19 protein-coding genes are annotated in these 22,678 nt (G+C 58.0%); 16 read left to right on the top strand and 3 right to left on the bottom strand.

Translation table 11 applies throughout. From position 1 onward, the window contains the following. Nucleotides 1-14 precede the first annotated feature (14 nt). From hflK (AAIE02_RS11705) to AAIE02_RS11690, 4 genes are read left to right on the top strand one after another with little or no spacing between them, the layout of a single operon-like run. A complete protein-coding gene (gene hflK / locus AAIE02_RS11705) occupies nt 15-1,979 on the top strand; it encodes a protease modulator HflK (protein ID WP_498532572.1) in 1,965 nt (654 codons plus the stop codon). Further along, nucleotides 1,976-2,989: a protease modulator HflC gene (gene hflC / locus AAIE02_RS11700; RefSeq protein WP_336983423.1), complete on the top strand. Its 1,014-nt coding sequence runs from the start codon at nt 1,976-1,978 to the stop codon at nt 2,987-2,989. The genes hflK (AAIE02_RS11705) and hflC overlap by 4 nt, the downstream gene beginning before the upstream one ends. Next, on the top strand, nt 2,986-4,038 hold the full coding sequence (hflK, locus tag AAIE02_RS11695; RefSeq protein ID WP_498532571.1) for a protease modulator HflK: 1,053 nt from the start codon (nt 2,986-2,988) through the stop codon (nt 4,036-4,038). The genes hflC and hflK (AAIE02_RS11695) overlap by 4 nt, the downstream gene beginning before the upstream one ends. Then, entirely contained in the window at nt 4,035-5,936 is a 1,902-nt protein-coding gene (locus AAIE02_RS11690; RefSeq protein ID WP_498532570.1) for a heavy metal translocating P-type ATPase, read from the top strand. The genes hflK (AAIE02_RS11695) and AAIE02_RS11690 overlap by 4 nt, the downstream gene beginning before the upstream one ends. A 46-nt stretch (nt 5,937-5,982) precedes the next feature. On the opposite strand, the gene fadL is transcribed toward AAIE02_RS11690, so the two are convergent. Then, nucleotides 5,983-7,323 carry a long-chain fatty acid transporter FadL gene (fadL, locus tag AAIE02_RS11685; RefSeq protein WP_166990856.1) on the bottom strand — a complete coding sequence of 447 codons (1,341 nt, stop codon included), beginning with the start codon at nt 7,321-7,323 and terminating at the stop codon, nt 5,983-5,985. 377 nt (nt 7,324-7,700) lie between these two features. Here fadL and AAIE02_RS11680 point away from each other — a divergent pair, with 377 nt between their 5' ends. The 4 genes from AAIE02_RS11680 (at nt 7,701) to sixA (ending at nt 12,308) form a co-directional block, all read left to right on the top strand. Continuing rightward, a complete protein-coding gene (locus AAIE02_RS11680) occupies nt 7,701-7,985 on the top strand; it encodes a YfcZ/YiiS family protein (protein ID WP_008459678.1) in 285 nt (94 codons plus the stop codon). Between the two features lie 179 nt (nt 7,986-8,164). Next, entirely contained in the window at nt 8,165-9,475 is a 1,311-nt protein-coding gene (gene fadI, locus AAIE02_RS11675) for an acetyl-CoA C-acyltransferase FadI (protein ID WP_008459679.1), read from the top strand. Further along, nucleotides 9,475-11,640 carry a fatty acid oxidation complex subunit alpha FadJ gene (gene fadJ / locus AAIE02_RS11670; protein ID WP_498532569.1) on the top strand — a complete coding sequence of 722 codons (2,166 nt, stop codon included), beginning with the start codon at nt 9,475-9,477 and terminating at the stop codon, nt 11,638-11,640. Before fadI ends, fadJ begins: the two co-directional genes overlap by 1 nt. Before the next feature lie 179 nt (nt 11,641-11,819). Further along, entirely contained in the window at nt 11,820-12,308 is a 489-nt protein-coding gene (gene sixA / locus AAIE02_RS11665; RefSeq protein WP_008459681.1) for a phosphohistidine phosphatase SixA, read from the top strand. 176 nt (nt 12,309-12,484) lie between these two features. Here sixA and smrB read toward each other — a convergent pair whose 3' ends face one another. Next, nucleotides 12,485-13,036 carry an endonuclease SmrB gene (gene smrB / locus AAIE02_RS11660; protein ID WP_008459682.1) on the bottom strand — a complete coding sequence of 184 codons (552 nt, stop codon included), beginning with the start codon at nt 13,034-13,036 and terminating at the stop codon, nt 12,485-12,487. Nucleotides 13,037-13,209: 173 nt separating this feature from the next. On the opposite strand from smrB, the gene prmB reads away from it, so the two are divergent. The 6 genes from prmB (at nt 13,210) to AAIE02_RS11630 (ending at nt 17,805) form a co-directional block, all read left to right on the top strand. Beyond that, nucleotides 13,210-14,142, top strand: a complete 933-nt coding sequence (gene prmB, locus AAIE02_RS11655) for a 50S ribosomal protein L3 N(5)-glutamine methyltransferase (RefSeq protein WP_008459683.1) — start codon at nt 13,210-13,212, stop codon at nt 14,140-14,142. A gap of 82 nt (nt 14,143-14,224) precedes the next feature. Then, nucleotides 14,225-15,310: a chorismate synthase gene (aroC, locus tag AAIE02_RS11650; RefSeq protein WP_498532568.1), complete on the top strand. Its 1,086-nt coding sequence runs from the start codon at nt 14,225-14,227 to the stop codon at nt 15,308-15,310. Nucleotides 15,311-15,314: 4 nt separating this feature from the next. Continuing rightward, nucleotides 15,315-16,139 (top strand): penicillin-insensitive murein endopeptidase, encoded by an 825-nt coding sequence (gene mepA, locus AAIE02_RS11645; protein ID WP_008459685.1) that lies wholly within the window; start codon nt 15,315-15,317, stop codon nt 16,137-16,139. Continuing rightward, complete coding sequence (locus AAIE02_RS11640) at nt 16,140-16,937, top strand: sulfite exporter TauE/SafE family protein (protein ID WP_008459687.1); 798 nt, start codon at nt 16,140-16,142, stop codon at nt 16,935-16,937. A 16-nt stretch (nt 16,938-16,953) separates the two neighbouring features. Next, nucleotides 16,954-17,502 (top strand): elongation factor P hydroxylase, encoded by a 549-nt coding sequence (locus AAIE02_RS11635; RefSeq protein WP_008459689.1) that lies wholly within the window; start codon nt 16,954-16,956, stop codon nt 17,500-17,502. Nucleotides 17,503-17,529: 27 nt separating this feature from the next. Continuing rightward, a complete protein-coding gene (locus AAIE02_RS11630) occupies nt 17,530-17,805 on the top strand; it encodes a YfcL family protein (RefSeq protein WP_008459691.1) in 276 nt (91 codons plus the stop codon). A gap of 71 nt (nt 17,806-17,876) precedes the next feature. Here the strand turns inward: AAIE02_RS11630 and mnmC are convergent, their stop codons facing one another. After that, on the bottom strand, nt 17,877-19,877 hold the full coding sequence (mnmC, locus tag AAIE02_RS11625) for a bifunctional tRNA (5-methylaminomethyl-2-thiouridine)(34)-methyltransferase MnmC2/FAD-dependent 5-carboxymethylaminomethyl-2-thiouridine(34) oxidoreductase MnmC1 (RefSeq protein ID WP_498532567.1): 2,001 nt from the start codon (nt 19,875-19,877) through the stop codon (nt 17,877-17,879). Between the two features lie 158 nt (nt 19,878-20,035). On the opposite strand from mnmC, the gene fabB reads away from it, so the two are divergent. Then, entirely contained in the window at nt 20,036-21,253 is a 1,218-nt protein-coding gene (fabB, locus tag AAIE02_RS11620) for a beta-ketoacyl-ACP synthase I (protein ID WP_008459695.1), read from the top strand. 225 nt (nt 21,254-21,478) lie between these two features. Beyond that, complete coding sequence (locus tag AAIE02_RS11615; protein ID WP_008459697.1) at nt 21,479-22,660, top strand: MFS transporter; 1,182 nt, start codon at nt 21,479-21,481, stop codon at nt 22,658-22,660. The last annotated feature ends 18 nt before the right edge of the window (nt 22,661-22,678 follow it).

Genomic DNA, 22,678 nt, shown 5'->3' with positions numbered 1-22,678 from the left:
ACGCTTAAAACATCATGCCACCTACCCGGTTACCCGAAGCTGAACTGCTGCCTCAGGCGCTGCCCGCTCGCTATTCGCTGGCCGGCGCGCAGGCCCGACTCGCCGCGCGTGCGGTGTTCGCCTTAACCTTCTTGCTGTTTATGATGCTCCTGCTGGCGCTGACGGTCAGTATCCTGGAGCCAGATTCCCGCTGGGTCGCTTTACTCTGCAGCAATGCCGCAGCGCTTTTGTTATTGGTTGTTTCGCTGCACGCGACGCAGCGTATTTGCCAGTGGCGAAGCTTTAAGTTTTCCCCACCGATTGAGCCTTCGGTTCAGGAGGAAGAAGCGCCCAGGAATCCTCTTTTAAGCTGGCTTACGGGCCTGGTGCCGTTAAATTTTGCCCGGGCTGAAGCTTTGTTTAAGGCAGAAGGCATCTGGTCCGGGGCGCTTGCCGCGCTGGCGTTCTATATTGCGTTTTCTGGCTGGAGTAGCCGCTACGTTCCGCTGCTGGACAATAATAACCGCTGGATAGCTGTAGCGTGCCTGGCAGGATCCGTCTTTGTGCTGCTGGTGGCCGAACGGCATCTCAGTGCGGTATCGAAAGAAGCTTCCCCGGAAGCCGGGTCGATAGCGCCGCTGCTGCGCCTGGTGATGGCGGTACAGGTGCTGAGTTTACCGGGACTTGTCTGGCCACAGCTCAACAGTGCACTGGCGATAAACTTGCCCGCTGCGCTGGTACTGCTGGTTGCCGTCGAGTTTATGCTGCGCGGGCTGTTTTCTCTGTTCGCACCCCCCGGAGACGGCACGACAGAGCCCAGGCTTATCCCCAAAAGCCAGCTGGCCGCCCAGCTAACCTGGCCGCCGCGCCCGCTCGGGTTTTTACAGCAGGAGCTGCACCAGCGGTTTGGCATCGATCTTCGCCAGGTCTGGGCCTTCAGCGTCCTGAAGCGCGCGTTTATCCCGATGGTGACCCTGATGGTGATCTGCGGCTGGTTGTTGACCGGGCTGCAGCAAATCTCAGCCACCGAACGCGGCGTGTATGAGCGCTTTGGCCGCTCTGTGGCAGTGCTTGAGCCGGGGCTGCATCTGGGGCTGCCCTGGCCGTTTGGTCGGGTGCAGTTGACCGAAAATGGGCAGGTGCATGAGCTGGCTGCCGGGGAAGATCCAGCCAGCCAACCTCCTGTAAAACGCGCCGATGCCGAAGGCCCCGCGCCCGCCAGCGCCGACAGGCTTTGGGATGCCACCCACAACTTCGACAAAGCACAAATCATCGCCAGCCAGAGCGGGGATCGGCAAAGCCTGCAGATCGTTAACAGCGACGTGCGCTTTATGTGGCGTATTGGCCTGACTGATAACGCCGCGCTGGCGGCAACCTACCGGGCAGTGAACCTGTCTGATCTGGTGCGCAGCACGGCAAATGAGGTGTTGGTACATCAGTTCTCGTCTTTAACGCTGGATGATGTCCTGAGCGAGCGGCGTGACGACCTGGCCGGGCAGATTAACCAGGCCGTGCAGCAGCAACTGGATAACCTGCACAGCGGCGTGGAAATCCTTTCTACCGTCGTGGAGGCGATTCATCCGCCTGCTGGGGCGGCCGACGCTTTTCATGGTGTACAGGCCGCGCAGATTGCCGCGCAGTCTCTGATTCTGAGAGAGCAGGGAAGTGCGGCAGAAAAAGCCGCGATTGCCGCGACCAATGCTGCAGTGCGCGAAAACACGGCGCAGGTTAATGCTACCGAAGCGCTAAGCGAAGCTCAGGCAACGGCCATCCGCTTTGCCGCGCAGAAGAATGCTTACCAGCAGGCAGGGCAGGTCTTTATCGACGAGCTTTGGTTTAAACAGCTTCAGCAGGCCCTCAGCGGCCGCCCATTATTGGTCATTGACCAGCGAATTGGTGCCGGTTCGCCGCCCACGCTCGATCTGCGTGATTTCCCTACTTCTACCGATGCGGCGCGGCGTGACGCGCCCGCTAAACCCGCACAGGAGCTTTCCCGGTGAGCCATTCCCACTCTCATGGACATCATGATCACCACCACGGCCACGGCTGCAGTCATGGCCACTCTTCCGCCCCGGAAGGGGGTAAAAAAGGCGCCTGGAAGCGTATTACCGCCGCCGTTGTTTTGGTCGTTATTCTGCTTGCGGCTGCGAGCCTGGTGCAGGTGAGATCCGGTGAATCACTGGTGATCACCCGTTTCGGCAAACCCGTCCGCGTGCTGCTGGAGCCGGGGCTTGCCTGGCGGCTGCCTGCCCCTTTTGAAACGGCAACGGTGGTGGATCTGCGCCTGCGGACGACGTCCAGCGGGCTGCAGGATGTCGGCACGCGCGATGGCCTGCGGATCATCGTTCAGTCCTACGCGGTATGGGAAGTGGACAGCACGCCTGAACACGTGCAGCGGTTTATGCGGGCGGTGCAAAACCAGCCGGATGAAGCGGCCCGGCAAATTCGCACCTACTTAGGCTCAGCGCTGGAAACCACCGCCAGCGGCTTCACGCTTTCTCAACTGGTGAACACCGACGGCAAGCAGGTTCAGCTGGCGGAGTTTGAATCGCATCTTCAGCAGCAAATCAGCCAGCCGCTGCTGCAAAGTTACGGCATCAGGCTGGTGCAGATGGGCACCGAACGCCTGACGTTGCCGGCCGTGACGCTCAACGCCACGGTTGACCGTATGCGAGCAGAGCGTGAAACCATTGCGATTGAGCGCACGGCGGAAGGTAAGCGCGCGGCGGCAGAGATTCGTTCCGCCGCCGACCGCGATGCCCGCATCACCGAAGCTCAGGCCTCAGTGAAAGCGGCGGATATCGAAGCCCAGGCCCAGGTACAAACGGCGTCCATTTACGGTAAAGCTTATGCCAGCGCCCCGCAGCTTTATAGCCTGCTGCGCCAGATTGACGCGCTTAGCGGCATGGTGAATGCGCAAACCCGACTGGTGCTGCGTACCGATGCCAAACCGTTCAGCCTGCTGGTTGACGGGCCGAAAATGGATAAAGCGGCGGATAAAAAACCATGACTGAACGGCAAAAACTTGAGCCCGGTGGGCCGTGGACGCAGTCGATTCGGCTGGCGTTTATCGCGATCTTTGTGCTGACGCTGTTTGCCGCCGGGGCGTGGTTGCTGTCGAATGTCCGGCAAATTCCGCCGGGCAGCAGGGCCGTGGTGCTGCGCTTCGGCGCTGAGCAGCGCGTAGCCGAGCCTGGCTTGCTGCTTGCCTGGCCCGCGCCGGTAAATGAAGTAGTGATGGTGCCAGGACCGGATCGGGTGATTGAACACCGGGTGACCGCGCTGCTGCGCTCGTCCGAAGCGCAAAGCCTGGATATCAACGGTGGCCCCGGCAATGATGCTGTTTCGGGCTCTGGTTTCTTGCTCACCGGTGATGCGGGCGTTGTGCAACTGGATATTAGCGTATTTTATCGGGTCAGAACGCCAACCGCTTATGTGTTACAGGACAAGCATGTCCTGCCGCTGCTGGACCGGCTGGTCGAGCGCGCGGCGGTCGCGGTTTGTGCTTCCCGCGATCTGGATACCATTCTGGTTGCCCGGCCCGAAATGCCCGGCAACGATATGAACGTGGCGCAGCAGCGCGAACAGCTGCGGAGCGACGTGCAGCGGAATATCGAACAGAATTTGCTGCGGCTTCAGCAGTCGGGGAGCGATGCGGGGATTACTCTTGAGCGGGTGACCGTGCAGTCTGCTTTACCGCTGACGACCGTGGCGGCATTCAATGCGGTCTTAACCGCCAGCCAGCAGGCCTCGAAAGCGATCGCGACGGCGCAAAGCGATGCCTCATTAACGCGGCAAAAGGCGGTTCAACAGGCCGACCAGATGCTGCAAACTGCCCAGGCAAAAGCGCAGGAGAGCGTGGCGAAGGCGCAGTCGGACACGGCGACAATTGCCCGTCTGGCCAGCAACCATGACGATCCTGATTTGCTGGGACGTATTTATCGCCAGCGAATAGCCGGGATCCTGTCCCTGGCCGGGTCGGTAATCACCGTGTCGCCGCAGGATGATGCGCATTTGATCCTGCAGGGTGTAGCGCAACAAGAGGCGACGAAACCATGACTTCTTCTGTACAAGCCGGTGGGGCGCTGACCCGCCAGGAGCAGCGGCATATTACCCGCCAGTTGATGCTGGCGCTGGTGGCCAGCGGGGCGCTGATTCTGGGGCTGCTTTGGCGGTGGCTGGCGCCTCAGCAGGTTGCCGTTGGCGATTTACTTTTGGGCGCAGCCTCGGTTGTTGTGGCTGTTCCGGTGCTGCGTCACGCGCTGCATAGCCTGCGCTACCCCAGCCTGCACGGATTGACCGACCAGCTTATCGCGCTGGCATTGCTGGGTGCCTGGGCGACCGGGGATCTTCTGACCGCCGCGCTGCTGCCGCTGATCATGATCGTCGGGCATATTCTCGAAGAGCGCAGCGTGATTGGGTCGCAGGAAGCTATTGCCGCGCTGAGCAAACTCACGCGCAGCCGGGCGCGGCGCTTAAGCGCGGACGGTGAATTACAGGATATTGACAACCACGATCTCGAACCTGGCGATGTGGTTGAAGTGCGTGCCGGGGACCATATTCCTGCCGACGGCCTGGTGCTGGAAGGCAAAGCCAGCCTGGACACGGCACCGATTACCGGGGAGTCCGTACCGCAGGAAGTTGTGCCGGGTGCGGAAGTTTTTGGCGGGGCGATAAATCTGGATGGTCTGCTGCGCATCCGGGTTACGCGTACCGGAGAGACCTCGACGCTGGGGCGCGTGATCGCCCTGATGCAAAGCGCGGAACAGGCAAGCCCGCCGATAACGCGTTTGCTCGAGCGCCACGCGGCGCGTTATTTGCTTTTGGTGCTGATGATTGCCGCCAGCACCTGGTTCCTGACGCAGGATGCCCAGGCGATGCTGGCCGTCCTGGTGGCAGCCTGTCCCTGCGCGCTTGTGCTTTCCGCCCCGGCATCATCTATTGCCGGGCTGACGGTGGCCGCCCGCCACGGCATTTTAATTCGCGGCGCGGCCTTTCTTGAGGAGCTGGCGGAGATCAACGCCGTGGTGGTCGACAAGACCGGCACGCTAACGCACGGCAGGCTACACCTGCAGGCCGTGGCGCCTTATGGCGACACCGATCCCACTTTGCTGCAAACCCTGGCGGCCAGCCTGGGCGCGACCAGCAATCACCCGGTCAGCCGCGCGGTAAGCGAGATTGTTTCGCGGGAAGCCTGGCTGCCTCTCGAAAATGTGCGTGAGCATCAGGGGCTAGGCGTTTCCGCCTCTACACCGCAGGGAGAAGCGGTGCTTGGCAGGCGTGAGCTGTTAGCCTCCACTCTGAGCGACTTACCTGCAGCCCCTGAGCACGATGGCCCGATTGTCGGGCTGGCGCTGGATGGCCGTTTTCTTGGCTGGCTGCTGCTGGCTGATAGTCTGCGAAGTGAGGCGGCAACGGCGATGGCCGAGCTGCGCGATCTTGGGCTAAACCGACAGCTTTTACTGACCGGCGATCGCCAGTCGGTTGCGGACAAAATTGCGCACCAGGTGGGGATCGCTGACGTAGTGGCCGGGGCGCTGCCCGCGGATAAACTGGCGCAGGTAAAACGGCAAATCGACAGCGGCTACCGGCCTATGGTTATCGGCGATGGTATCAACGATTCGCTGGCACTAAAGGCTGGCGTGGTGGGCGTGGCAATGGGGGCCGGTGGGTCCGACATCGCGATGTCTTCGGCGGATATTGTCTTGATCGGCAGCGATCTTCGCCGGCTGGGCACCTGCGTGCGCCTGAGCCGCTGTTGCCGACGGACTTTGCAGGTCAACGTATTTATCGGCCTGGGCTGGACGCTGGCCATTGTCGCGATGGCGGCTTTTGGCTGGCTTGGCGCTTCTGGCGCAGTTATCGCTGCGCTGTTGCATAATCTCAGCACGCTGCTGGTGCTCGGCAATGCGGGAAGATTACTGCGGTTTGAAGAGAAGCTAAACGAGCAGGCATAAAAAAAGCGCCTTCTGATGAAGGCGCTTTACTTTTCGGGGCAGTAACTTAGAACGCGTAGTTGAAGTTAGCGCCGTACAGCCAGGCTTTACCTTCAGATTTGAAGGAGTACGGGTACTCTTCAATGTTCACTTTCTGACCGTGCATGTAGGAAACGCCTACGTCCACAGACGCGTCTTTGTTGAACGCATAGGTGGTACCGGCGCTCAGCCACAGGCGGTCCTGGTCCGGAATGGAGATAGAACGCTTGTTAGCCGGCACCGGGCTGTCATCGAACGCGATACCGGTACGGAACGTCCAGTTGTCGTCCATATAGTAGGTGGTACCCAGCGCGATGCGGTAAGCATCCCGGAAGCCTTCATCTTTATAGAACAGCTTCTGGCCGTTGCTGTCTTTCGCTTTCAGCTCCTGGAACTGGCTCCAGCTGGTGTAGGTCAGGCTATAGTGGATGGCCCATTTTGGTGCCACTTTGTTATAACCGGACAGTTCCCACATCTCAGGCAGATACAGGTTCAGAGAGCCAGGAATAGTCGCGCCGCCCGTGCCGACAGGAATGTTGTTTGCGGACAGGATACCGGAGAGTGCCGGTGGCAAAGCACTTGATGGTGGCAGGCTGCTCTTATAGTCGCCGTCGAAGTCAATTTTCACTTCAGAGCGGTAGGTGAAGCCGTAGCGGTTGTCTTTATCAATTTCATACAGGATCCCGGCGTTCCAGCCGAAGCCCCATTTGTCACCCTTCAGATGGGCGATTTGGGTATCTGCAGGGATAGATCCGAGCAGACCTTTATAAGCTGCTGGAACTTTTGGATTTGCCGCCAGAATTTGTGGCAGATCGCCCGCATAGCGCTCAATCTTCGCTTTAGCATAAACCGCGTCGAAACCGAGGCCGAAGCTCCAGTTGCTGTTCAGGCGGTAGGCGCCGCTCAGGTTCATGTTCAGGGTCGTCAGGTCGGTGGTACCGCCCATCGAGCCTGCTGCGTAGCTGTCATTATACTCGGTGGCCAGGCCGTAGTTAGAGGTAACGGACGCACCCCAGCCAAACTGGTCGTTGATCGGCGCCACAAAGTGCAGGTTAGGGACCCATGCGGTTGGCGCGATGTTTTTCGCATCCAGGCTTTTGCCTGACGGCGAACGGCCGGAGATATCAACGTCCGGGTCAACGAAGATAGCACCAGCGGAGAAAGAAGGGCGATCGAACATCATGATGGTAGCGGGGTTGCGGCTTGCTGAACCCGCATTATCCGCAACTGCACCTTCCCCCGAATACGCTCGGCCAAGGCCAGAGGAAGAGAACTCGTTTAATTGAAAGCCGGCGGCGTACGCCTGGGAGGAGACTATTGCCACTGCAACCGCGAGGGCTGACTTTGTAAACAGGTTTTTCTGGCTCATGACCAAAACCTCATTGATTTATTTTTATGCAAACAATGTTACATACCGTAACAGGAGCGCGAATAGTAGGGACTGATCGGGTACAGAGAAATCAGACCAGTGGCGAGAGTATAGGTCTGACCAGCGAGGATGTTGCAAGTTTGTTTCTAAAGTTTTTCATGTTTGATCTTGAAAACGGGATCTGAGTGGCAAAATTGGGGGGAACTTCTCATCAAAGCGGGGATGTTATTTGTTTTAGATCATTTTTAAGTGTGATTTCCGTCACTTGTCGGTTTTGTGAGGATTATCAACTGGAGCAGATGCAACGGCGGGCGTAAAATAGCCACAATTATTTTAACCATTCTCCTATTTTAAGCCGCATTACAGAGGAAAGCGTGATGAGTAAAAATACCGCCGATGAAACCCCGGTTTGCTGCTGCATTGATGTCGGTTCTATTATCGACAACACAGATTGCATCGCCTCCTACAGCCGTGTATTTACTAGCAAAACAGAAGCCGATGAAGTGCTGGCTGCGTTAACGGCTAAAGCCCGTGACGTTGAGTCTGAACCTTGCCAGATTACACCGCGCTACACCGAAGTCGCCGACGGCGTGCAGCTGGATATCGATTTCCAGTTTAGCTGCCAGGCTGAAACGATGATTTTCCAGCTCGGCCTGCGTTAAATTCCCGCTCTCTAATTCCCCCGTGTAAAGCGGGGGCGTTCATTTCGTTATGTAATAATTCGTGTCGCTTCTCCCATTTTTTTCGCCCGCTGGTTGGCTGGATGTGAATTTTTAGTTAAGACTGTGATCAGGTCAGACCACTTTTTGTCTGTATTCACTTTTTTTAGCAGGGGAGCGTTATGAGTCAGGCACTGCCGTTGATTACCCGCCAGGGCGATCGTATTGCCATTGTCAGTGGTTTACGCACGCCGTTTGCCCGTCAGGCCACGGCTTTTCATGGTATTCCCGCCGTCGATCTCGGCAATATGGTGGTGAGCGAGCTGATGGCCCGCAGCGAAGTGCCGCCCGAGGCGATTGAGCAACTGGTCTTTGGCCAGGTGGTACAAATGCCGGAAGCGCCAAACATTGCCCGTGAAATCGTGCTGGCGACCGGCATGAGCGTCCATACCGATGCCTACAGCGTCAGCCGTGCCTGCGCCACAAGTTTCCAGGCCGTTGCAAACGTAGCCGAAAGTTTGATGGCCGGCACCATTCGCGCCGGGATTGCAGGTGGCGCAGATTCTTCTTCCGTGCTGCCTATTGGCGTCAGCAAAAAGCTGGGCCGTACGCTGGTGGACGTGAACAAAGCGCGCACGCTTGGGCAGCGGCTGAAACTGTTTTCCAAATTACGTCCTCGCGATCTTTTGCCAGTTCCTCCCGCCGTGGCTGAATATTCTACCGGTCTGCGTATGGGGGATACCGCTGAGCAGATGGCGAAAACTCACGGCATCACTCGCGAACAGCAGGACGCGCTGGCACATCGTTCCCACGAGCGTGCCGCCCAGGCCTGGCAGGAAGGAAAGCTGGCCGATGAAGTGATGACGGCGTTTATTCCTCCCTATCGTCAGCCGTTCGCTGAAGATAACAACGTGCGTAAAGGCTCCAGCCTCGCCGATTATGCAAAACTCCGTCCGGCGTTTGACCGCAAGCACGGCACCGTGACCGCGGCTAACAGTACGCCGCTGACGGACGGCGCTGCGGCCGTGATCCTGATGACCGAATCCCGGGCAAAAGAGCTTGGCCTCAAGCCGCTCGGTTTCCTGCGCAGCTACGCGTTCACCGCCATTGATGTCTGGCAGGATATGCTGCTTGGCCCGGCGTGGGCGACGCCGCTGGCGCTTGAGCGCGCGGGCATTACGCTGAATGATTTGACCCTGTTTGATATGCACGAAGCCTTTGCCGCGCAGACGTTAGCCAACCTGAAAATGCTTTCTAGTGAAAACTTTGCCCGCAATGTGCTGGGCCGGGCTCACGCCACGGGCGAAGTCGATGACGCGAAATTTAACGTGCTGGGAGGGTCGATCGCCTACGGGCATCCGTTTGCGGCGACGGGCGCAAGGATGATTACCCAGACGCTGCATGAACTGCGTCGCCGCGGGGGAGGCTTTGGCCTCGTTACCGCGTGTGCGGCCGGTGGGCTTGGTGCGGCAATGGTTCTGGAGGTGGAGTGATGGCACAGCAAGGCGCATTCGATTTACACATCCGACTGGATAACGTTGCCGTAGTGACCATCGACGTTCCGGGCGAAAAAATGAATACCCTGAAGGCCGAATTTGGGGCGCAGGTACACAGCATTATAAAAAAACTGCGCGACAACCCGAGCGTGCAGGGGCTGGTATTTATCTCCGGCAAGCCGGACAACTTTATCGCCGGGGCCGACATCAACATGATAGGCGGCTGCAAAACGGCTGCAGAAGCGCAAGAGCTGGCGCGACAGGGGCAGCAGATCATGGCAGAAATCGCCGCGCTGCCGATCCCGGTGGTGGCCGCGATTCACGGCGCCTGCCTGGGCGGCGGCCTGGAGATGGCGCTTGCCTGCCATGTCCGCATCTGTACCGATTCACCTAAAACGCTGCTTGGCCTGCCGGAAGTGCAACTGGGCCTGCTGCCGGGCTCGGGCGGCACTCAGCGTTTACCTCGCCTGATAGGCGTCAGCAATGCGCTGGACATGATTTTGACCGGCAAGCAGCTGCGCCCGCGTCAGGCCCTGAAGCTGGGGCTGGTGGATGACGTGGTGCCCGAATCTATTTTGCTTGAGGCCGCTGTTGAGCTGGCGCTTAAAGGGCGGAAACCTTCGCGTGAACTGCCGGTAAAAGAACGCGTACTCGCCGGGCCGCTGGGGCGCTCGCTCTTGTTCAGCATGGTCAGCAAGAAGACCGAAGAGAAGACGCAGGGCAATTACCCGGCAACGGGCTGCATTATCCAGGTTATCCGCACCGGGCTGGAGCAAGGGAGCAAAAGCGGCTATGAGGCCGAAGCCAAAGCGTTTGGTGAGCTGGCCATGTCTCCCGAATCTGCCGCTTTGCGCGGCCTGTTCTTTGCCAGTACGGAGCTGAAAAAAGAGTATGGCGGTGAAGCAAAGCCCGGCAAACTAAATTCTGTCGGCGTGCTGGGGGGGGGATTAATGGGCGGCGGGATCGCCTATGTGACGGCCACCAAAGGCAAGCTTCCGGTGCGCATTAAGGACATTAACAACGAAGGCATTAACCACGCGCTGAAATACAGCTGGGATCTGCTGGAGAAGAAAGTCCGTCGCCGCCATATGAAGCCTGCTGAGCGCCAGCGCGAACTGGCACGTATCTCCGGTGGAACCGATTACCACGGCTTTAGCCAGCGAGATATCGTGGTGGAAGCCGTGTTTGAAGATCTGGCGCTGAAGCAAAAAATGGTGGCTGAGGTTGAACAGTATACTGCACCGCACACCGTTTTTGCCTCGAATACTTCTTCGCTGCCGATTGCCGATATTGCCGCTCAGGCAGCGCGCCCGCAGCAGGTTATTGGCCTGCATTTCTTCAGCCCTGTAGACAAAATGCCGCTGGTCGAAGTGATTCCTCATGCAGGGACTAGCGCGGAAACCATTTCCACGACCGTGCAGTTGGCGAAAAAACAGGGCAAAACGCCGATTGTGGTAGGCGACAGCGCCGGGTTTTACGTCAATCGCATTCTGGCGCCTTATGTTAATGAAGCGCTGCGCTGCCTCACGGAAGGTGAGCCGATCGAGCGTATTGACGATGCGCTGGTGAAGTTCGGTTTTCCGGTGGGGCCGGTACAATTGCTGGATGAGGTTGGGATAGACGTCGGCACGAAGATTATCCCGATTCTGCAGCAGGCTTTCGGCGATCGCTTTGCCGCGCCTGATACCGTGGATGCAATCTTGAAGGACGATCGCAAAGGAAGAAAAAATGGTCGCGGTTTCTATCTTTATCCTGCAAAAGGGCGTAAAAGCAAGAAACAGCCTGACACAGCGATTTACACGCTATTAGGCGTGACGCCGAACGGGCGTCAGACCCCGGAACACATCGCCGAGCGCTGCGTCATGATGATGCTCAACGAGGCCGCTCGCTGCCTCGATGAGGGTGTGGTCAGAAGCGCACGTGATGGCGATATTGGCGGCGTTTTCGGCATTGGTTTTCCGCCGTTTTTAGGCGGGCCGTTCAGGTATATGGACAGCCTGGGGGCCGCCGATGTGGTGGCAAAATTACAGCGTTTAGCGAGCCTGTACGGGGAGCGGTTCAGCCCCTGTGAAAGGCTGATTATTATGGCTGAACAACACCTTAGTTTCTGGCCCGCGTTGACGTCGCAGCCGGTGACCGAGCTTGACGAAGCGCTGAGCTAAAACCGGTAAATGTACGCTGCAAGGTCATTTTGTAAACAGATATTGACTATACTTGCAGCATTGAGGTAAAAGACAGCGTTTCATTCGATGTACGGATAAGGCACAATGCCCGGCTGCCGTGAACCCCACTTTTTCAGCGTGCGGGTTCAGGCGTTCCTGGTTAACAAAAGCGGTGCAATATGCAAGTTTTTATCATGCGTCACGGCGACGCAGCACTCGATGCTGCCAGCGACTCGGTTCGTCCCTTAACCCAATGTGGGTGTGATGAATCCCGTCTGATGGCGACCTGGTTAACGGGTCAAGTGGCAAGTATCGAACGTGTTCTGGTGAGCCCTTACCTGCGAGCTGAACAAACCCTGGACGTGGTGCGGGAAGCGCTGAACCTCCCGGAAAAAGAAGACATCCTGCCAGAGCTGCGGCCCTGCGGTGATGTAGGCCTGGTGGGGGATTACCTGCTGGCGCTGGCAAGTCAAGGTGTTGAATCTGCGCTGGTGGTTTCCCACCTGCCGCTCGTGGGTTATCTGGTTTCCGAGCTTTGCCCGGAAGAGGCTCCGCCGATGTTTACGACTTCGGCCATTGCCAACGTCACGCTGGACCCGGATTCCGGTAAAGGTGTGTTTAACTGGCAGATGAGCCCCTGCAACTTCAAGGTGGCTAAGGCTATCTGATTGCTGTGAGCATGAAAAAAAGAGTCGCGAACGCGGCTCTTTTTGCTTTTAAGGTGCTCAGGATTTTCCCCCTCACCCTAACCCTCTCCCCAAAGTGGCGAGGGGACTGCTCCCGATCGTTTTCCCCCTCTCCCTATGGGAGAGGGCCGGGGTGAGGGGAATCCCTTGCGCTGAGCTTATGGCAGCTCCGGCGGCTGCCACTCCTCAATCTCAATCAGCACCAGCAGCGCGGCATCGCCGCCGTACTCTTTCGGTGCCTGATGAAACGCCACAATATGCGGATGCTGCGCCAGCCAGAGCGGCGTTTGCTGCTTTAGGACGTGTTTACCGTGGCCGTGCATCACGCAGGCACAAAAAACATGCTCGCGGCGGCAGGCGGCTATCAGCGCGCCCAGCTCCTGTTTGGCCTGAAGCTGGGTCAGACCGTGCAAATCAAGAAATAGCTCCGGAGAATAATCCCCGCGACGCAGTTTCTTCAGTTCAAAATGACTCACGCCTTCGCGCACGTAGCGCATTGGCCCTTCGGTCGCCAGGCGTGGCTGAAACTCATCGGAAAAATAGTGGCTGGCATCAGCCTGCTCCTGCAGCAGACGCTTCACGGGCACTTCCGTTATTTTCTTGCGCACCGGGCGGTGGACAATCGTGTCCTGAGCCAGTTTTTTCGTGCCGCCCATCAGGCCGCGAAACAGCGCCTCATCTTCGGAACTGAGCGGTGATTTTTTTTTCATGTTTCTCTCATCTCGCATTCGCTTTGCGGCCAGTTTACCTGCTTTACCCGGCAGCAATAAAGAAAACGCAAATTTCGCGGCCTCCCGGCGTCGATGGATGCTGATTTGTCGCCTCCTTCATGGCAAACTAACCGATTATTATTGAACTAGCGTGAGTCGCCTGCGGAGGGCACGTGGATAAAATTTTCGTCGATGAGGCAGTAAACGAGCTGCATACCATTCAGGACATGCTGCGCTGGTCGGTCAGCCGCTTTAGCGCCGCCAACATCTGGTATGGGCACGGCACCGACAATCCATGGGATGAAGCCGTTCAGCTGGTTCTGCCAAGTCTGTACCTGCCGCTGGATATTCCTGAAGACATGCGCACCGCGCGTCTGACCCCAAGCGAGCGTCACCGCATCGTCGAACGCGTGATTCGCCGCGTCAACGAACGTATTCCGGTTGCCTACCTGACCAATAAAGCCTGGTTCTGCGGCCACGAGTTCTACGTGGACGAACGTGTACTGGTGCCGCGCTCGCCGATTGGAGAGCTGATTAACAACCGCTTTGCCGGGATGATCGACCACGAGCCGCAGCACATTCTGGATATGTGCACCGGCAGCGGCTGCATCGGGATTGCCTGCGCCTATGAATTCCCGAATGCGGAAGTGGATATTGTTGATATTTCCCCTGACGCTATCGCCGTGGCCGAGCAGAACATTGCCGAGCACGGCCTGGACCACAACGTCACGCCGATTCGCTCTGACCTGTTCCGCGACCTGCCTAAAGTGCAGTACGACGTGATTGTGACGAACCCGCCGTATGTTGATGAAGAAGACATGGCGGATCTGCCGGGCGAATACCACTTCGAACCTGAGCTGGGCCTGGCGGCCGGCAGCGATGGTCTGAAGCTGGCTCGTCGTATTCTTGGCTGCGCGCCGGATTACCTGGCCGACGGCGGGATCCTGATTTGTGAAGTGGGGAACAGCATGGTACACCTGATGGAACAGTACCCGGAGGTGCCGTTCACCTGGCTTGAGTTCGACAACGGCGGCGACGGCGTATTTATGCTGACTAAAGCGCAGCTGATTGACGCTCGCGAGTACTTCAGTATCTACAAAGATTAATTGCCGAACGTAGACGAGCCTTCGGGCTCGTTTTACTTCCCGCGCACAACACAATAACTAGAACGGTGATTAAGGAGCCGTGATGGCTGGTAACAGTATTGGACAGGTTTTTCGCGTAACGACATTTGGTGAATCTCACGGCATCGCGCTGGGCTGCATTGTTGACGGCGTCCCGCCGGGCATCCCGCTGACGGAGGCCGACCTGCAGCACGATCTCGATCGCCGCCGTCCGGGCACCTCGCGCTACACCACTCAACGCCGTGAGCCTGACCAGGTCAAAATTCTCTCCGGCGTGTTTGAAGGCGTGACGACCGGCACGAGCATTGGCCTGCTGATTGAAAATACCGATCAGCGTTCCCAGGATTACAGCGCCATCAAAGACGTGTTCCGTCCGGGACACGCGGATTACACCTACGAACAAAAATACGGCCTGCGCGACTACCGCGGCGGCGGCCGTTCTTCTGCCCGTGAAACCGCCATGCGCGTTGCAGCGGGCGCCATTGCCAAGAAATACCTTGAGCAGAAATTCGGCATTAAAATTCGCGGCTGCCTGACGCAGATGGGCGATATTCCGCTGGAAATCAAAGACTGGGATCAGGTTGAGCAGAATCCGTTCTTCTGCCCGGACCCGGATAAAATCGACGCGCTGGACGAGCTGATGCGAGGCCTGAAAAAAGAGGGCGACTCCATCGGCGCGAAAGTGACCGTTGTGGCTGACAACGTGCCGCCGGGCCTCGGTGAGCCGGTCTTTGACCGCCTGGACGCAGACATTGCCCACGCGCTGATGAGTATCAACGCGGTGAAAGGCGTGGAAATTGGCGAAGGCTTCGGCGTGGTGAACCTGCGCGGCAGCCAGAACCGGGATGAAATCAGCCAGCAAGGCTTCCAGAGCAACCACGCGGGCGGCATTCTGGGCGGCATCAGCAGCGGGCAGCAGATCGTGGCTAATATGGCCCTGAAACCAACTTCCAGCATTACCGTGCCGGGCAAAACCATTAATCGCGAAGGCGAAGAAGTGGAGATGATCACCCGCGGGCGTCACGATCCTTGCGTGGGGATCCGCGCTGTGCCGATCGCAGAAGCAATGCTGGCTATCGTGCTGATGGATCACCTGCTGCGCCAGCGCGCTCAGAACGCTGACGTTTCTTCCCCGCTGCCTCGCTGGTAAGACGATGAACAAACTCCTGATCGGGATGCTGGCGCTGGCCGCCAGCGCCCAGGCTCTAGCGGCGACGCCGTGGCAAAAAATCGACCACCCGATTGCCGGTAGCGCGCAGTCTATTGGCGCGTTTTCCAACGGCTGCATCGTCGGGGCTCACGCGTTGCCGCTTGAGGACGCCCGCTACCAGGTGATGCGCCCGGATCAGCGTCGCTACTTTGGTCATCCCGATCTGGTGATGTTTATTCAGCGCCTGAGTAATCAGGTAAATCAGCTCGGCCTGGGGACAGTGTTGATTGGTGACATGGGCATGGCGGCAGGCGGGCGTTTTAGCTCCGGCCACGCCAGCCATCAGACCGGGCTTGATGTCGACATTTTCCTGCAACTGCCAAAAACTCGCTGGACGTCGGCGCAATTGCTGCGCCCTCAGGCTTTGGATTTGGTTGCTGCCGACGGCAAGCGCGTGGTGCCTTCGCTGTGGAAACCGGAAATCGACAGCCTGATTAAGCTCGCGGCTAAAGATAACGAGGTGACGCGCATCTTCGTGAACCCGGCTATTAAGCAGCGGCTTTGCGAAGATGCGGGCGCTGACCGCGACTGGCTGCGTAAGGTGCGCCCGTGGTTTGCCCACCGCGCCCACATGCACGTTCGCCTGCGCTGCCCGGCTAACAGCCTTGAGTGTGAGGATCAGCCTCTGCCTCCGCCGGGAGACGGCTGCGGGGCCGAGCTGCAAAGCTGGTTCGCGCCGCCTGCACCGGGCAGCACGCCGCCGAAAAAGACAACGCCACCGCCGCTACCCGCCTCCTGTCAGGCATTACTGGATGAGCACGCTCTGTAAATGGAATGGTTTATGGTTTCCCCGCTGCTGCTGCTGGCGCTGTTTTTTGTCGCCATGCTGGCCGGGTTTATTGATGCCCTTGCGGGCGGCGGCGGGTTACTGACGGTCCCTGCTTTGCTGGCGGTAGGCATGTCTCCGGCTCAGGCCCTGGCAACCAACAAGCTACAGGCCTGCGGCGGCTCGGTTTCAGCCTCTCTCTATTTCATTCGCCGCAAGGTGGTCAGCCTTGCCGATCAGAAGCTCAATATTCTGATGACCTTTATCGGCTCTACGTGCGGCGCATTGCTGGTGCAGCACGTGAAGTCCGATATTTTGCGCCAGATCCTGCCGCTGCTGATTATCGGCATCGGGCTCTATTTCCTGCTGATGCCAAAGCTCGGGGAAGAAGACCGGCAGCGCCGCCTGCACGGTTTGCCGTTCGCGTTAATTGCCGGGGGCTGCGTCGGTTTTTATGATGGCTTCTTTGGCCCCGGCGCCGGGTCGTTTTACGCGCTGGCCTTTGTGACGCTTTGCGGCTTCAACCTCGCCAAATCCACCGCCCACGCGAAAGTCCTGAACGCCACCTCCAATCTTGGCGGGCTGCTGCTGTTTATCATCGGCGGCAAGGTGATTTGGGGCACCGGCTTTGTGATGATGGCCGGGCAATTTTTAGGGGCGAGGGCGGGTTCGCGCCTCGTCTTAAGTAAAGGGCAGCAGCTGATTCGCCCAATGATTGTCGTTGTTTCGGCGGTAATGAGCGCCAAGCTGCTGTATGACAGCCACGGACCGGAAATTCTCCATTGGTTAGGGATAGCCTGAAATGAATGATGTCACTATGAGCAAACAACACCATTACCAGGAACTGATTGACGTGTTCGATAGCTGCTTCCTGGCAGAGTTTAATACCCGCTTGATCAAGGGCGATGACGAGCCTATTTATCTGCCTGCGGATGACGAATTGCCGTATAACCGCATCGTCTTCGCGCACGGCTATTACGCCAGCGGAATGCATGAGATTTCCCACTGGTGCGTGGCGGGCGCAGAGCGCCGCAAGCTGGTGGACTTCGGTTACTGGTATTGCCCGGACGGGCGAGACGCCGAAACCCAGGGCAAGTTCGAAGATGTGGAAGTGAAGCCGCAGGCGCTGGAGTGGATGCTCAGCACCGCCGCGGGCTTCCCGTTTAACGTCAGCTGCGACAACCTGAGCGGCGATTTTGAGCCTGACCGCATTGCGTTTCAGCGCCGGGTTCATGCCCAGGTTATGACTTATCTGAAAGACGGGATCCCCGAGCGCCCGGCTCGTTTGATTGACGCGCTAAGGGCGTATTATGGCACCCCTGCGCTCGAAGCCGGGCAGTTTGCCTGGCCAGAAGACCTAAACTAAAAATCACCTGTATGAAGAGGATGTATGATGATCGCGGAATTTGAGTCACGTATTTTGGCGTTGATTGATGAGATGGTGGAGCACGCCAGTGACGACGACCTGTTTGCCAGCGGTTATCTGCGTGGGCACCTGACTCTGGCGGTAGCCGAACTGGAAAACGGCGACGACCATACGCCAGACGCGCTGCATGTGGTGGTGAGCGATAGCCTGCAAAAGGCGATTCAGGCCGGTGAGCTTTCCCCGCGCGACCAGGCGCTGGTGTTGGGCATGTGGGAAACGCTTTTCGAGAAGGCGAAGTTTTAACCCTCACCCTAACCCTCTCCCTAAAAGGGAGAGGGGATAAAAGCGTTACAGAGAAGCTGATGAGGGGAACATCACTTCACCGCTTTTCCTTTCAATAGCTTCCTTACCCAAAGCCGATTCGGGTTCAGCGCCGCGAGCGTGACTGCATCCAGCGGAATAGGCTCTTCACTCATCTGCGCTGCCAGAATCTCAGAAGCCAGCGGCGCGCTACACAGCCCGCGTGAGCCCAATGCACCCAGCATATAAAGATTGTCGTAAACCGGTGCAGGCTCTGCGTTTGCACGATCCTCGGCCAGCCCGATATATTGCTCAAACGTGGCGTCATAATCTGGCACACTGCCCACCATTGGAAGGTGGTCGCGTGAAGCGCAGCGCACGCCGCAGCGGGCTTCGTTGGCTGAAACGTCCACTTCTTTTGCCCATTCGGCATTCGGCAGGCAGTCGAGCAGGCGCTGGCGATTATGCTGCTGATCTTCTGCATTCCAGGTCATTTCATCCCGGCCACGGTGATAGCTGGCGCCAATACAATGCTGCTGGTTGTGCGGGTTGACCGGCGTCAGATAGCCGTCGTAGCACAGCACCTGGCGGAGCTGGCTTAATCCCGGCGTGGTAGGAATATGGCTGACCTGGCCGCCGACTGAATAAACAGGCAGGTTCTGAGTTTGAGAAAACCGACTTATTTGATGTCCGTTGGCCAGCACGACGGCGGCATGCTGGGCGGTCTCCTGCTGAGCAAAATCTATCTTCCAGCCGCCATTCGCGGCCGTTAAGTCGGTCACCCGGTATCCATAATGAATCTTTAATCCTTGCTGTTCGGCTTGTGCAAGAGCGCCGGTGGTAAGCTGTGCCGGGTAGAGCCAGCCGCCCAGCGGATAGCTGATGCCACCGCACTGCGTGTCCACGCCACAGGTTTCCGCCACAGTATCAGCATCCACCGCCTTCGCCAGTAAGTCTGGCAGGTTCAGACCGAGCATCTGTTCGATTTTATGTGCACTTTTTTCATCCCAGGCGAGCTGGGTTACGCCGCACCAGGCATGATCAAAAGTTACCGGAAGGGCATCGTACAGTCGGCGCGCGAAGGTGAATGCCGCCGGGAAAAAGGTGGTTAGCGCCGCATCATGCGCGGTAAGCAGCGGGTAAAGTGCGCCCTGACGGTTGCCGGATGCGCCCTGGGCTGGGGCTTCATCCTCGCAATACAGGGTGACCTTCCAGCCTCGACGCAGCAGCGCCAGGGCGAGCAGGGCGCTGGCAATGCCGCCGCCAATAATCGCGGTTTCACGTTCACTTGTGCCAGGGCGAGCGTACCAGGGGGTGCGGGCAGGAGTATCCACGGGCTGTTGTAGAGATCCAACTAGCATTTCGCGTTTGCGGCCAAACCCTTTGCTGCGTGTCACGGTGAAGCCCGCTTCAATTAAGCCACGGCGTACAAAGCCTGCGGAAGTAAAGGTCGCCAGCGTGCCCCCAGGGCGAGCCATGCGAACCATGGCCTGGAAGAGCTGCTGCGTCCACATATCCGGGTTTTTGGAGGGCGCGAAGCCATCCAGGAACCAGGCATCGACCTGCTGATTAAGGGTGTCATCTAACTGAGATATCAGCTCGTTAATATCGCCAAACCACAGGTCAAGCGTGATGCGGCCATTGTCCAGCAGCAGGCGGTGGCAGCCGGGAATCGGCAGCGGCCATTGTTGCTGAAGCTCGGTGGCGAAGCGACTGAGCTCTGGCCAGTGCTGATGGGCCAGCGCCAGATCGGCGGCGGTCAGGGGAAATTTTTCAAAACTGATAAAATGCAGCCGTTTTAAGCAGGCATCTTCACGTTTCACACAAAATTCATCGAACGCCTGCCATAAAGTCAAAAAGTTAAGGCCGGTACCAAACCCACTTTCTGCGACCACAAAAAGCGGTCTTTCGTGGGTTGCAAAGCGTTCAGGGAGATGGTTTCCGCCGAGGAAGACGTATCGCGTCTCTTCCAGTCCGTTATCGTTAGAGAAGTAAACGTCGTCAAAATCTCGGGATACAGGTGTACCTTCTTCGTTAAAACCGAGGTTGGCGGATTGTATAGGGGAATGTTTCACGTAAGTTGCTCGTCTGACAGGCAGTGGCACGATCATAACGGCGTGAGCGGAGCGGCGCAAATTTCCGCACAATTTGGCTGATCGGACTTGTTCGGCTTACAACTGTACGCTATTGTGCGACACGAAATCCTACATAGTGCAGTGAACGAGGTATTTGAATGAAACGTGCAGTGATTACTGGCCTGGGCATTGTTTCCAGCATTGGTAATAACCAGCAGGAAGTCCTGGCATCTCTGCGAGAAGGACGCTCAGGGATCACTTTCTCGGAAGAGTTTAAAGACGCGGGAATGCGTAGCCACATCTGGGGTAACGTCAAGCTGGATACCACTGGTTTGATTGACCGTAAAGTGGTTCGTTTCATGAACGATGCCTCTATCTATGCCTATCTCTCCATGCGTGAAGCGATTGCCGATGCAGGCCTGAGCGAAGAGGTTTACCAGAACAACCCGCGCGTTGGTCTGATTGCCGGTTCCGGCGGCTCTTCTAAAGCGCAGGTCTTTGGTGCTGACGCCATGCGTAGCCCGCGTGGCCTGAAAGCCGTGGGTCCTTACGTGGTGACCAAAGCCATGGGCTCTGCGGTTTCCGCTTGCCTGGCAACGCCGTTCAAAATTCATGGGGTGAACTACTCCATCAGCTCCGCCTGTGCAACTTCCGCCCACTGTATCGGTAACGCGGTAGAGCAGATTCAGCTCGGTAAACAAGACATCGTCTTTGCCGGCGGCGGCGAAGAACTGGGCTGGGAAATGGCGTGTGAGTTTGATGCGATGGGCGCGCTGTCCACCAAGTACAACGAAACGCCAGAAAAAGCTTCCCGTACCTATGACGCGCACCGCGACGGCTTCGTCATTGCAGGCGGCGGCGGTATGGTTGTGGTTGAAGAACTGGAGCACGCTCTGGCTCGTGGCGCACACATCTATGCTGAAATCGTTGGCTACGGCGCAACGTCTGACGGCGCGGACATGGTTGCCCCATCCGGTGAAGGCGCGGTGCGCTGCATGAAGATGGCGATGCACGGCGTTGATACCCCAATCGACTACCTGAACTCCCACGGTACTTCTACTCCGGTAGGCGACGTGAAAGAGCTGGGTGCGATTCGTGAAGTGTTCGCCGATCGCAGCCCGGCGATCTCTGCGACCAAAGCCATGACCGGCCACTCTCTGGGCGCCGCGGGCGTACAGGAAGCCATCTATTCTCTGCTGATGCTTGAACACGGCTTCATCGCGCCAAGCATTAACGTGGAAGAGCTGGACGAACAGGCTGCTGGCCTGAACATCGTCACTAAAGCGACGGATGCAGCGCTGACCACCGTGATGTCCAACAGCTTCGGCTTCGGCGGCACTAACGCCACGCTGGTGATGCGTAAGCTGAACGCTTAATCGCCATAATCATTCGGAATGGGGCACCTGCGGGGGCCCCATTTTTTTGCCCATTGTTCAGCATTGACAGTCGGTTAACCGAAAGGCACTATGCATTCCCCTCCATTATCATTATTGATAATGCGTAAGCGTTTAACGTTAACCAACGCACCCTGTCATCTGAACACTCAGAGGAAAGGGCGCGGGGTAACTTGCGCCTTGCTCTGAATTTATGGAGTAAGCAGTATGTCTGCAGTACCTGATTCCACTCTTAAAACGTCGAAATCGGCAAATACGTCGCTTTTCAGAATTACTTTTGCGGTCTTTCTGACCTATATGACGGTGGGCCTGCCGCTGCCCGTTATCCCGCTTTTTGTTCACCAGCAGTTGGGCTACGGCAACATGATGGTTGGCGTGGCGGTGGGCATTCAGTTTCTCGCCACCGTATTGACCCGGGGTTACGCGGGGCGACTCGCCGACCAGATGGGCGCTAAACGCTCCGTCCTGCAAGGGATGTTTGCCTGCGGACTGGCGGGCGCTGCCTACCTGCTCGCCGCGCTATTGCCGGTAGAGCCAGCGGTGAAGTTTGCCTTGCTGATCGTTGGGCGGTTGATTCTTGGCTTCGGCGAAAGCCAGCTGCTGACCGGCAACCTGACCTGGGGACTGGGGCTGGTTGGCCCTGGGCGTTCGGGTAAGGTGATGTCCTGGAATGGGATGGCGATTTATGGCGCGCTGGCTGCCGGTGCACCGCTGGGGTTGATGCTTAACAGCCAGTGGGGTTTTGTGGCGCTGGGCGTGACAACCATTGCTTTGCCGCTGATTGGGCTGCTGTTTAACGGCACCGTGAAACCTGTTCCGGCCCATAAAGGCGAGCGGCCTTCGTTATTGACTGTGATCGGACTTATCTGGCAGCCGGGGCTGGGTCTCGCGCTGCAGGGCGTCGGCTTTGCGGTTATCGGCACCTTTGTTTCGCTCTATTTTGCCGCAAACGGCTGGGCCCATGCAGGCTTCACGTTGACGGCTTTTGGCGGCGCTTTCGTACTGGTGCGCGTGCTGTTTGGCTGGATGCCCGATCGCTACGGCGGCGTGCGCGTGGCGCTGTTTTCCCTTGCGGTTGAAACCGTGGGCTTGCTGCTGCTCTGGCACGCGCCTGGAGCCTGGACCGCGCTGCTGGGTGCGGCGCTGACCGGCTGCGGTTGTTCGCTTATATTCCCCGCGCTTGGCGTTGAAGTGGTTAAGCGTGTTCCGCCTCAGGTGCGCGGCACGGCGCTGGGCGGCTATGCTGCTTTCCAGGATATTTCATACGGTGTCACCGGGCCGCTGACCGGAATTCTGGCAACGTCTATGGGCTATTCGTCGGTGTTTATGGCCGGGGCCGTTTCTGCGGTGCTGGGGATTGCCGTGACGCTGGTGGCGTTCAGGAAGTAGGTTTGCTTGTTGCCCGTT

It is taken from the genome of Cedecea sp. Ae19-4, from assembly GCF_059801165.1.
This window is presented reverse-complemented; position numbering and strand designations above follow the sequence as displayed.